Consider the following 12,553-nt stretch of genomic DNA (forward strand, 5'->3'; position numbering starts at 1 on the left):
AAAAATATTAAAAAATATATAAAAGCGTCTAAATTTATGATAGGGAAAAAGAGAATAATGATGGCTTATGAAATTTTCTATAATAATAATAATGAAAAAGCATTAGAATATTATGAAGAGGCCATAAAGTTATCTGAGAGGTATCCAGTTAAAGGGGATGCAGAAATGGAGTTAATGCTAGTAAATTGGATTAAGGAAATCAAGAATATTTAATGCGATGACTATCAGCTCAAGTTAAGTTGAAAGCTATGTCTATATAAGATGTAGCTTTTTCTGTTGTATTTATATAAAAAAAATAAAATTGGAGATAAAAGTTTAAATATTTAGAAAATAATGCAGTTACATTTACAACGTAATGTGATAAAATATACAATATAGAATAAAACTTTTTCTTAGGCTATTAATAAAAAGAGGGGGATACTTATGGCTTTAAAGAGGAATGTGGAAGTAACCTGTCCAAATTGTTTGATAAAAAGTAACATTAAGTTATGGAATAGTATTAATGTAACTATAGATGAAAGAATAAAAGAGAAAGTATTAGATAATGACTTTTTTAAATTTAAATGTCCTATATGTGGACATGTATCAACATTTGAATATGATTGTTTATATCATGATATGAATAAAAGAGAGATGATATATTTAATAACAAACTATAGTAGAGATAATGATGAATTAGCTAAAGAGCTAGAAGCTTTATCAGACGAAATCTTGCCTCAATTTGGTAATGAGTATAAACTCAGAATTGTAACTAGTAACTATGATTTAATAGAAAAAATTAAAATTTTAGAATGCAATTTAGATGATAGAGTTATGGAAATATATAAATTGTATTATATTACTAATTTAGTAGACACTAATTTGGATTTTTGTACTAAAAAGATATATTTTGATTATGATATTATTAAAGATAGTATGTTTTTTACACTTATAGATGAAAAAGGGGAAACACCATTGTACAATATAGATATGAAAATATATAATTTTATAAGAGATAAATACTTAAATAATATAGAGGAAAAGGTATACAAGGGTTTTCAAGTTATTGATGAACAGTGGGCAACTGAGATTAATGAATATAATAATTAATGATTTAGTATAATTAAGGCGGTATAAATACCGCCTTTTTATTATTAATTCTTCAAAAATATTTAAAAAATGTGGAAAATTACAATGAAAAGCATTTAGATATTCATAGATTTTATAAAATTATTTTTAGTAATTTTATCTATGGATATTTTTACAAAAATCCTGAAATCCAGTAATATTCTTATTTTTGGTTTAGTTAATAAATCCATTATGGAGAATGTTTACCTTTGAAGGATAATGTATCATCCATTAGAAATTATCAACCATTATAAATTTAAAATTTATATGTTATAAATATAGGACAAGGTGGTTAGACGTAAAAGTACATTAACTACTAGAAAAATGGACAAGTTATTAAGTCCAAATATAGGAGGAATGGAAATGAAATCGAGAACATTATCAATATTAACATTATTATTAGTAGGAAGTACATTCGTAGGTGGAGTACAAGCTGAAGCAGCTGTAAGAACTAGAAGACAAGTGAAAACTGTGAGTTATAGAACAATAAGTAACTATCAATATAGCAATGTAGATTATACTAAATTTATGAGTGGAAACTTTATAACTGACTTTGAAGCTATGAAAAAGATGATAATAAATCAAAATAATTTCACAAGTGTACCAAGTATACCTTCTAAAGACCAAGTAAAGGAGCCTGTAGTGGAACAACCAACAACAGAACCAACTACCAAGCCAACGACACAACCATCAACAGGACAGGATACGTCAACTAAAACGCCTGTCACTGAAGCACCAGTTGTGCCAGAGACACCAGTAGTACCTGAGGCACCGGTTGTTAATGAGAAGTTTATGGCTCAAGTTGAACAAGCTATATTCAATAAAGTAAACGAAGAGAGAGCTAAAGCTGGAGTTGCGCCTTTAACTTATAACAAAACTATGGAAAAATATGCTAGAATTAAATCTCAAGATATGGGAGATAAAAATTATTTTAGTCACCAAGACTTAAGTGGAAATCTTATAACAACTAAAATGAAGGCTGATGGAGTTTCATATAGAGCTTGGGGAGAAAATATAGCATATATAGGGGGAGTATCTGACCCAACTGCATTAGCTAATCAATTTATGACTAACTGGATGAATTCGGAAGGTCATAGAAAGAATATACTATCAACTAATTTTGAAAGTATAGGAGTAGGTGTATATAAAGCTGGTAATAGAGTTTATGCAACTCAAGAGTTCTATAAATAATAACAGATAAATTTTTAAAATTAAATATACATTTTCCCATAAAATTAATAAATATCCCTTATTGCACATAATAAAGCTGCAATAAGGGATATTTTTATTAGCTTTAATTTTATATAGTAGTAAATTCAGTATATTTCTTTATATAGGTTAATATATTTTACTATATAAATTATTAATTTAGGAGGAAGATATGTCTAGAGGTAGGGGCAAGGAAGATAAAAAGGCAGCTAAGAATACTGGCAAAGATAAGAAGGGTGACAAGAAAGTTAAGAATAAGAACGAGTTAAAGAAGAAAAAATAAACATAGTATTTCAGATCTATAAGAAAGTATAAGGGCTATCTCAAAGTTGGGATAGTCTCTTTGTTTACTATAAAAAATATTTAAATTAATGAAAGTATTTAAATTCATACTATAACACATAATAAATGTATATTAATTAATGTTAAAGGAAGGGATTTTATGGAAGAGAAAAAATGTGTTAAAGTAATACCTCTGGGTGGATTAGGTGAAATAGGTAAAAATATTACTGCTATTGAATATGACAAAGACATTGTAGTTATAGATTGTGGTATAGCTTTTCCGGATGAAGAAATGTATGGGGTTGACTTAATCATACCAGATATAACTTATTTAATTGATAATAAAGAAAGGGTAAAGGCTTTTGTTCTTACTCATGGACATGAAGATCACATTGGTTCATTACCTTATATTTTAAAGCAACTAAATGTACCGGTGTACGGAACTAGATTAACCTTAGGTATATTAGGTAATAAACTAAAGGAACATTTTTTAGAAAATGAATATACCCTTAAAACTGTGGAAGCTGGAGAAACTATAGAATTTGAAGATATTAAAGTTGAATTCATAAGAAATACCCATAGCATAGCTGATTCTTGTTCCTTAGCTATACACACTCCTATTGGGAACATAGTCCATACTGGAGATTTTAAAATTGATTATACACCTATAGATGGTTTAGTTATGGATTTAGAAAGAATATCTGAATTGGGAAAAGAAGGGGTATTACTTTTAATGGCAGATAGTACTAATGTAGAAAGACAAGGTCATAGTTTATCAGAAAAGTCTATAGGGCAGACCTTAAATAGAATTTTTTCTACAGCTACAGGAAGAGTGATAGTTGCAACCTTTGCCTCCAATATACATAGAATGCAACAAATAGCTGATGCTTCAGTTAAGTACAAAAGAAAAATTGCCTTTAGCGGTAGAAGTATGGAAAATATATCTACTGTAGCTATGGAGTTAGGTTATTTACATATTCCAGAAGGAACTATGATAAATGTAGATGACATAAGAAATTACAGAAATGAAGAAGTAACTATAATAACTACAGGTAGCCAAGGTGAGCCTATGGCAGGCCTTGCAAGAATAGCATTTTCAAATCATAGAAAGATTCAATTAGAGCCTGATGATCTTTTTATTATCTCAGCATCTCCTATACCTGGGAATGATAAGCTTATATCTAAAGTTATCAATGAACTTTATAAAAAAGGTGCAGATGTTATCTATGAAGCTTTAGAAGATATCCATGTATCTGGGCATGCTTGTCAAGAAGAGTTAAAATTAATACATTCATTAGTTCATCCAAAGTATTTTATGCCTGTTCATGGAGAATATAGGCATTTAAAACATCACAAAGATCTGGCTAAAAGTTTAGGTATGGAAGAAGAGAATATATTTATAATGAATACTGGAGATATACTTCAGCTTTCTGAGGATGAAGCAAGAATATCTGGTAGGGTTCATACTGGAAGGGTACTTGTAGATGGTATAGGAGTAGGTGATGTAGGCAACATAGTACTAAGAGACAGAAGGTATTTAGGTCAAGATGGTATGGTTGTTGTAGTTTTAACTATAGAGAAGGAAAGTTATAGTATATTAGCAGGACCAGATATTATAACTAGAGGTTTTGTTTATGCCAAGGAAGCGGAAGATATGATCAATAAAATTAGAGATATAGCAAGAGAAGAAATTGAAAATTCTTTGGCAAATAATCAGATAGAATGGTATGTATTAAAGACCAATGTAAAAAGATCTATAGAGAGATTCTTATATGATGAAACTAAAAGACGACCAACTATATTCCCAATAATTATGGAAGTATAATATACTAATGTTTAAATAACATGCTACAGATAATAGTTCTCTGTGGCATGTTATTTATTTTATAATAGCTATTAGTAATATTTAAATCCTAATTTAATAAATTTATACTATACAAATTTATTAAATTAGGAGGGATATTATGGAAGAAAGAGTTATAAGTGTGAAAGGAAAGGGTAAAGCATCAATACCACCAGATACAATAGAAATTAATATGATATTAACTACGTTAAAACCTACCTATGAAGAAGCTATGAATGCTGCTAGTAGAGACTTGGATGAATTGAGGTTATGCTTAAGGAGTGTAGGCTTTGATAAAAAAGATATAAAGACTACTAATTTTAGAGTGGACACTAAGTATGAAAATATTACTGATGCCAATGGGAATTATAGAAGAGTTTTTGTAGGATATGAAGTTACCAATAACTTAAGAATTGAATTTGAGCAAAATGCTATGATGTTAACTAGAGTCCTTAATGCTCTTGCAGGTTGCAAAGCAACACCCGAGTTTTCTATAAGGTATAAGGTTAAAGATGATACAGATGTTAAGGATTTACTTTTGGAAAGAGCTGTAGAGGATGCAAGATCAAAGGCTAAAGTAATGGCAGAGGCTGCAGGGATAAGATTAGGAAAGGTGCTAAGTATAGATTATAGTGGGAGTGATGTTCAATTATATAGGGATATTTATAGCATAAATAAGAATCTAATTTCTACAGGAGGAGCTCCAAACATTGATTTACAGCCTGATGATATAGATGTAGAAGATACAGTGACTGTAGTTTGGAGGATAGAAAGTTAATTTATTTGGTATTATAAGAGTAGTTAGGCCTTAGAAATAAGGCTTTTTTTATAAAATCATTGAAAAGTATATGGAGTTATTGATACAATTATTTACATATAAGATAAAAGGGGGGTAAGTGTATGAAGGGTTTTTTTAGAAAAAAGTCTGTTGTCATTTTTATTATAGTAATTCTTGTAATAATAGCTGCTGTATTTGGGGTAAATTATCTAATGGATAGAAAGTCAGGAAAGTTAACAGCTAAAGAAAATCAACAGGAAATAAAATCAATTAATGAAGAGATATCAAAAGAAGATTCTAAGGAATTGAAGCCAGCAGATTATTATCCAGAAGCAGATGTTTATGATATAATGCATAGAATGGCTAATACTAAGATAATTGCAGAGAATAATAAAATTTGGGGAGAATTACCCATGGAAAAAGAAGAAATTCAAAATTTAAAAAGAATTGTAGAAAAGATAGATTATGAGGATAGAGAAAAACTGTTAGATATTTTAAATAGATGGGAAAAAGGAGATTTCTCTCAGGCGGATAAGGATCATAATTATGTATGGGAAAAGTTAGGTGGAACTATAGGACGAGCTGTAGGTATAAAAGCTGATTAAAAGGTATAGAATTTTTATTCTATACCTTTTAATATTTTTTCACTAATATGGCTAGAATACAAAGGCAGATTAGAATTTTAATTATATATTTAGATTAATTTTTATGTTAATTTTATATAAAAATATTTATAAAAGTGACTAACTAGATGCAAGCTAATGAAAGTATAGATTAAATTTGGTATAATAATTAGTAATTAGGAATTATTATATTAACAATAGTTAAGAAAGAGTGAAGATAAATGAATAAAAAAAGTCATCAAACAAAGTGGAGACGATTAGATAATACAGCAAAAATATTTCCTGTCATTGCTAATGAAAACTTAAGTAATGTATTTAGAGTGTCTGTCACTTTGAAGGGAGATGTAGTACCAGAAATTTTACAGCAAGCATTAGAAGAGGTACTTCCATGGTTTGATGGATTTAACGTAAGACTTAGAAGCGGTTTTTTTTGGTATTACTTTGAAACTAATAAAAAAATACCCATAGTAGAAAAAGAAGCTACTTACCCATGTAAGTATATAGACCCACGTAGTAATCAGCAATTTTTATTTCGTGTATCTTACTATGAAAAAAGAATTAACTTAGAGGTTTTTCATGCTATTACAGATGGAATGGGTGCTATTAACTTTTTAAAGGAACTTACTTATCACTATATAGAACTACTTAAAATTAAGGATTCCCCTAAAAAAGTTACAAGGAGACCCAGTAGTGAATGTATACTTGATACTGAGGATAGTTATTTAAAAAATTATAAGAGGTTAGCTAAGAAACCTTATAGTACTAAAAAGGCTTATCAGTTAAAGGGAGAATTATTATATCTAGATACAGTAAGTGTTATTCATGGGTATGTTGACCTAGCAGGACTTAAATCAAAATGTAAAGAAAAAGGCGTAAGTATAACTAGATACTTATTGGCGTTATTGATATGGTGTATTTATGAGGAATACTTAAATAAGCAAAAACATGAAGACCCTATATCAATTAATTTACCTATTAATCTTAGATCTTTCTTTGATTCTACAACTACTATGAACTTCTTTGCTGTAACAGCCATAGAATTTTTATCTGATGGAAAAGAGCATAGTTTTGAGGATATTCTTTTTATGGTAAATAAACAGATGGATGAAAATATAACTAAAGAGAAGCTAGAAGAAACTATTTCTTATAATGTATCCAACGAGAAAAAAACTTTAGTTAGATTTGCTCCACTAGTCTTTAAATATATTGCATTACAGTTAGTTTATGGAAGAATAAGTAGGGGAAATACTATGACTTTATCTAACTTAGGATATATAAAGGTTCTCCCTGAATTTGAGGATTACATAGAGAACTTTCATTTTATTATAGGTGTGTCTAAAAAACAAAAAATGAAGTGTGGAGTATGCTCTTATAAAGATAAAGTGGTAGTAACTTTTTCCTCAGTGTTAGGAGATACATATTTGCAAAGAGCTTTCTTTAGAGCTTTAACTAAAGAAGGAATTGATGTAACAATAGAAAGTAATGGTGTATTAAATGAAAAGGTGTAGAAGATGTCAAGTAAACATATTGGATGAAACACATACTTGCCCTCTATGCAGAAGAGTACTAGAGTATGATGAAATGAATGAAGAATCCACAAGTATGTATCCTAATGTTGAGTTTGATATAGGTAAATATAATAAAATAAAAAGAATTTTTTTGTTTATATTAACTGTAGTTTCTGTAGTTTTAGGTTTTATTAACTATATTACCTACTCAGGAGTAATATGGTCTTTAATTGCAGTGGTTGGAATTATATATTTTGGAGTTACAGTTACCTATTCCATTATGAATAATGCTAATTTGGCTTCTAAAATATTAGTTCAAACCATAGGAGCTGGAATACTAGTTGTAGTCATTGATAATGTTACAGGATACATTGGATGGTCTGTGAACTATGCAGTTCCTGCAATGATACTATTTGCTAATTTAGCAATTGTGCTTCTTATGATAGTTAATCCCATGAATTGGCAAAGTTATTTTATGTATCAAATTGCTATTACTATTTTTAGCTTTATTCCTTTGATACTATTTTGGGTAAAATTAATAGATAGACCGTTTTTAGCTATTTTAACTAGTGGAATTTCAATTCTTATTTTAATTGGTACCATAGTTTTTGGCGATAGAAGCGTAAAAAATGAATTAATTCGCAGATTTAATACCTAGGAGAGAGAAGATGAAAGAGAAAAAGATTAGTATTCGTGGAAATTTAGTTAGAGAATTAATTAATAATATTACAGATACTTCCCTGGGGGAACCAATTCAAACAGGAAAATTTAGAAAGCATCCTGTAGAACCTCCTTGGAAGTGTCCTAATGGATATTTATATGAAAAAATAGAGTTAGATAATTTTGTTATGGAATATTTAAAGCCAGAAGAAAAATCTAACGGAAAAGTAATTCTGCAGCTTCATGGTGGAGGCTACATTGGTCCCATGAAAAATGTGTATAGAAGATTTGCAGTAAATTATTCAGAACTAGGTAAAAGTACAGAGGTTTTAACTATTGATTATAGAGTAGCTCCAGAGAATCCATTTCCGGCAGCATTAGAAGATGCAATAGCTGCTTATCAGTGGCTTATAGAAGAAAAAAATTATGAATCAAAGAAAATCATGGTAGTAGGAGATTCTGCTGGAGGAGGATTAGCATTAGCACTGTGTCTTTACCTAAGGGATAATGAAATTTCTCTTCCGGCAGGAATTGTAGTTATGTCACCTTGGAATGATTTGACTCATAGTGGTACAAGTTATATAGAAAATTATGAGATTGATCCTCTTTTTGGTAAGACTACAAACAATATGCTATATGATTCAGCATATGTAGGAGATAATAATCCTCATAACCCATATATATCACCGGTATATGGAGATTTTACAGGATTTCCACCAATGCTTATGCAAGTGGGAACCCATGAAGTTCTTTTAAGTGATACTCTCACTGTGGCAGAAAGGGCAAGAAATCAAAAGGTTAAAGTTAAATTGTCTGTTTATGAAGGTATGTTTCATGTGTTTCAAATGGCAGGAGATTTAATTCCTGAAAGTAAAGCGGCATGGAAGGAAGTTGGAACTTTTATAAATAAAATTTGGAAAACTAAATAGTGATAATAGATTTAACTATTTTGGGGAAGGGGAATAAATCATTGAATATTATTACTGTAAACAATGAAAATATTGAAAGGGAACATATTTGCTGTGCTATTGCTGATAAGAAAGGTGAATGCCAAGTGTCATCGAAGAAAGCATGGATGAAGGCTAGATTCGCTGATGGATTGGTATTCAAAAAAGGTGATGTAAGAGGTAAAGTTTTTATTGAGTATATACCTGCAGAGAAAGCTTGGTGTCCTATTATTGCAGAAGAGTACATGTTCATTAATTGTCTTTGGGTATCTGGTAAATATAAGGGTCAAGGGATTTCGAATAAATTATTAAATGAATGTATTATAGATAGTAAAAACAAAGGGAAAAAGGGATTAGTAATTCTATCTTCAGATAAAAAAAGACCTTATTTAGCAGATAAAAAATATCTGATTCATAAGGGGTTCTTAATTGCAGATAGAGTAGAGCCTTATTATGAACTGTTATATTTACCTTTTAAAGATGGAGAAAGTAAACCTTCATTTAAGTCATGTGCAAAGGAAGGTAAAATAGATGAAATGGGATTTGTACTTTATTATAGTAATCAATGTCCTTTTACAGCTAAGTATGTGCCTCTTGTTGAGGAAATTGCTAAAAGTATGAATATTAATATGCAGGTTAAGAAATATGAAACTATAGAAGAAGCTCAAAATTCACCAACACCATTTACTACCTATAGTTTATTTTATAATGGAGAATTTATAACAAATGATATCTTAAATGAGAAAAAATTTATTAAAATATTAGAAGAAAATCAAGATTACAGTAAAGTAGAGGTATAGAATAAATGGCATTAAGAAAAATTAGACTTTCAAATGATGAGATATTAAGAAAAAAAAGCAAAGTGGTTGAAAAGGTAGATGATAGAATTAGATTAATCTTAAATGATATGGCAGATACTATGTACAATACAGAAAATGGTGGTGGCTTAGCTGCTCCACAAATAGGGATATTAAAAAGATTAGTCGTGTTAGATATGGGACAAGGGTTGATAAAACTAGTAAATCCAAAGATAATATACAAAGAAGGAGAACAAAAGGTGGTAGAAGGTTGCTTAAGTATACCAGATACTTGGGGAAAACTAAAAAGACCAGCGAAGGTTATAGTGCAAGCCTTAGATGAGAATGGTGAGGAGGTCACTTATACCGGTACAGGTGACTTAGCAAAATGTTTCTGTCATGAGATTGATCATTTAGACGGGATACTCTTTACGGATCTTGTAACAGAATATATAAGGTAATTACCTTTTAAAATAAAAGTATCCTATACTATTTAAAGAATAATATAGGGTACTTTTTTAATTATGTTATATAAAAATCATAATAGCCTTAAATGTGCAAATTAATTTATGTAAAATAAAGAATATTATAACAATATATTTTGTTATGATATATAATTTAAATAGATGTTTATGGTAAAGAGAGGTACTTAAAGGTGGATGATCAAAATATACAGAATGAAATGATAAGTAAAGAAAAGTTAGTAGAGTTTGTTACTCCTTATTATAAAATAAAGATAGAATGCATGACTTATCACATATTGAAAGAGTTCTCAAATATGTTGAAAAATTAGTAAAGAGTATTGATTATAAAGTTGATATGGATATTTTAATATATGTGCATACTTTCATGGTTTTATATATAGTAGTGAGAAAAATATAATTTAAGGGTTACAGTCACAGAATATGTCTCAGAGTATGATAAAGAAAATTATTAATGCTTCAAGGGAATCACAAAGGGATGAGGAAGTTATCACTCTAGAAGGAAAAATTCTTCATGATGCACACATGATAGAAGATGGAAAAACATATTTAATTGTTAAATCACTTATAACAAGATAAGTTAGAGGACAAACATTAGAAGAAACTATTAAATACATAGAAGATAATATACTTGGTAAAGGTACTTGTTATCTGCCAAAAGTAAAAAGGATATATCTGGAGCAACAAGAGTTTACCAAGGCTTTTATTTATGATTTAAAGGCGGGTATAGATTAGATTGTATACCCTTAGTGAATTATAAATTCAGTAATTACATATGATTTTACATTAAAATGTTTTGAGGAGCATGATAGTGGGGGTAATGAATACATATCTGGGATTTCACTATATCAGCTAATAAATAAGCAGTAATTGAAAGAGGGGAAAGATTAGTATGAAAAAATCATTACTTAAAAGTAGAACTATAACTGAATTAGAAGCGAAAATTAAATTATATGGGGAAAGTGCTGTAGAGGAATTTTTACTAATTATAAAAGATAAGGGTACTCCAATAATAGAAGAGTTAGAAAATGATTCTAAAAATTCTTTAGTTACTTTTATTTACAAAGGAGACGAAGAATGTGAAAATGTTTTGTTTGTACCTCCTGTAGGAAAAGAAAACTATAACGATAACCAAATGGAAAGAATAATGGAAACATATTTATGGTATATTGCCTATGAAGTGAGAAATGATGTACGTTTTAAGTATTATTTTTCACCAAATGATCCACTAGATAATAATTGGGATGAAAGATTTTATAATAGATCTATATATGATAAATTAAATAAAAAAGTAATGATTTTTCAAGGGGAAAATGAAGAAGACGATGTGAAAAGTTCCTATGTAATAATGACGCAGTCGCCGGAAGATGTTTGGACTAAAAGAATAGAAGGTGTGCCAAGAGGAAGTGTAGATGAATATAAATTTGAAAGTGAAAATTTAGAGGATAAACGCAGAATTAGAGTTTATACACCTTATGGATATGATAAGAATGAAAAAAATTATGGGTATATAGTATTAACTGATGGTGACGAGTATATAAATGTTCTTTCTGCAATAGAAACTTTAAACAATCTTATAGCTTCCAAGAAGATACCTCCTATAATTGCAATATTCATTGATTCAACCGAAAACAGGATGGAAGAATTGAAGTGTAGTAATTCTTTTGGAGAAGTTATAGTCAAAGAACTAATTCCATGGGTTAGACGAAATTATAGTATTTCTAGTAATCCAAAAGATGTCATAATTGGTGGGCTAAGTTTAGGTGGATTAACAGCAACTTATTTAGGGTTAACCTATTCAAAAATTTTTGGAAATGTTCTTTCTCAGTCAGGATCTTATTGGTATAGACCTGAAAGTTATAGCTCTGTTAATGATGATTGTTGGATGAGCTCTAATTTTAAGAAAATAGATAAATTATCCCTTAAATTTTATTTAAGTATTGGGGTTTTAGAAACTAAGGATAGAATAATCGATACTAATATAAATTTAAAAGATACTTTAACGGCTAAAGGATATGATGTTGAATTTCAATGGTTTAAAAGTGGACATGATTACTTAAGTTGGGGAGAAAACTTAGCAAATGGGTTGATTTCACTCATAGGAGTATAATATATGAGAAGAGGATCTATGGAGAGTAATAAGAGTTTGATAAGGCTTTTATTTATGACTTAATTGTGGGTACAAAGAGATTATTACTTGGGGAGGCTTTAATTTGAATTTTGAAGTTGTATTATCAAAAGTTTATTTTAAAAATGAATGAACCTTTAGAAAAGGTACTTTTAAATAGCAAAATTCCTGAAACCCGCATGAACAGAA

13 protein-coding genes are annotated in these 12,553 nt (G+C 29.3%); all 13 read left to right on the forward strand.

The window, feature by feature from the left end; genetic code table 11:
- A partial coding sequence (locus tag B2671_RS13655; protein WP_346870899.1) for a hypothetical protein occupies positions 1-213 on the forward strand: 213 nt, incomplete at its 5' end.
- 210 nt (positions 214-423) lie between these two features.
- Entirely contained in the window at positions 424-1,089 is a 666-nt protein-coding gene (locus B2671_RS13660) for a CpXC domain-containing protein (RefSeq protein WP_346870900.1), read from the forward strand.
- Positions 1,090-1,470: 381 nt separating this feature from the next.
- Positions 1,471-2,298, forward strand: coding sequence for a CAP domain-containing protein (locus tag B2671_RS13665; RefSeq protein ID WP_346870901.1), 828 nt, complete (start codon positions 1,471-1,473; stop codon positions 2,296-2,298).
- A gap of 460 nt (positions 2,299-2,758) precedes the next feature.
- Positions 2,759-4,423 (forward strand): ribonuclease J, encoded by a 1,665-nt coding sequence (locus B2671_RS13670; protein WP_346870902.1) that lies wholly within the window; start codon positions 2,759-2,761, stop codon positions 4,421-4,423.
- 139 nt (positions 4,424-4,562) lie between these two features.
- Entirely contained in the window at positions 4,563-5,219 is a 657-nt protein-coding gene (locus B2671_RS13675; protein ID WP_346870903.1) for an SIMPL domain-containing protein, read from the forward strand.
- Between the two features lie 122 nt (positions 5,220-5,341).
- A complete protein-coding gene (locus tag B2671_RS13680) occupies positions 5,342-5,824 on the forward strand; it encodes a DUF6241 domain-containing protein (RefSeq protein WP_346870904.1) in 483 nt (160 codons plus the stop codon).
- A gap of 239 nt (positions 5,825-6,063) precedes the next feature.
- Positions 6,064-7,350, forward strand: a complete 1,287-nt coding sequence (locus tag B2671_RS13685; protein WP_346870905.1) for a hypothetical protein — start codon at positions 6,064-6,066, stop codon at positions 7,348-7,350.
- The gene (locus B2671_RS13690) at positions 7,337-8,008 is read left to right on the forward strand and encodes a DUF6320 domain-containing protein (protein WP_346870906.1); all 672 of its coding nucleotides are present in this window, start codon (positions 7,337-7,339) and stop codon (positions 8,006-8,008) included. The genes B2671_RS13685 and B2671_RS13690 overlap by 14 nt, the downstream gene beginning before the upstream one ends.
- Before the next feature lie 10 nt (positions 8,009-8,018).
- The gene (locus tag B2671_RS13695; protein WP_346870907.1) at positions 8,019-8,939 is read left to right on the forward strand and encodes an alpha/beta hydrolase; all 921 of its coding nucleotides are present in this window, start codon (positions 8,019-8,021) and stop codon (positions 8,937-8,939) included.
- 41 nt (positions 8,940-8,980) lie between these two features.
- A complete protein-coding gene (locus B2671_RS13700; protein ID WP_346870908.1) occupies positions 8,981-9,757 on the forward strand; it encodes a YoaP domain-containing protein in 777 nt (258 codons plus the stop codon).
- 5 nt (positions 9,758-9,762) lie between these two features.
- The gene (gene def, locus B2671_RS13705; protein ID WP_346870909.1) at positions 9,763-10,215 is read left to right on the forward strand and encodes a peptide deformylase; all 453 of its coding nucleotides are present in this window, start codon (positions 9,763-9,765) and stop codon (positions 10,213-10,215) included.
- A 456-nt stretch (positions 10,216-10,671) separates the two neighbouring features.
- A complete protein-coding gene (locus B2671_RS13710; RefSeq protein WP_346870910.1) occupies positions 10,672-10,815 on the forward strand; it encodes a hypothetical protein in 144 nt (47 codons plus the stop codon).
- 313 nt (positions 10,816-11,128) lie between these two features.
- The gene (locus tag B2671_RS13715; RefSeq protein ID WP_346870911.1) at positions 11,129-12,346 is read left to right on the forward strand and encodes an alpha/beta hydrolase-fold protein; all 1,218 of its coding nucleotides are present in this window, start codon (positions 11,129-11,131) and stop codon (positions 12,344-12,346) included.
- Positions 12,347-12,553: the final 207 nt, after the last annotated feature.

This window comes from Clostridium sp. UBA5119 (assembly GCF_002414285.1).
GTDB classification, from domain to species: domain Bacteria; phylum Bacillota; class Clostridia; order Clostridiales; family Clostridiaceae; genus Clostridium_J; species Clostridium_J sulfidigenes.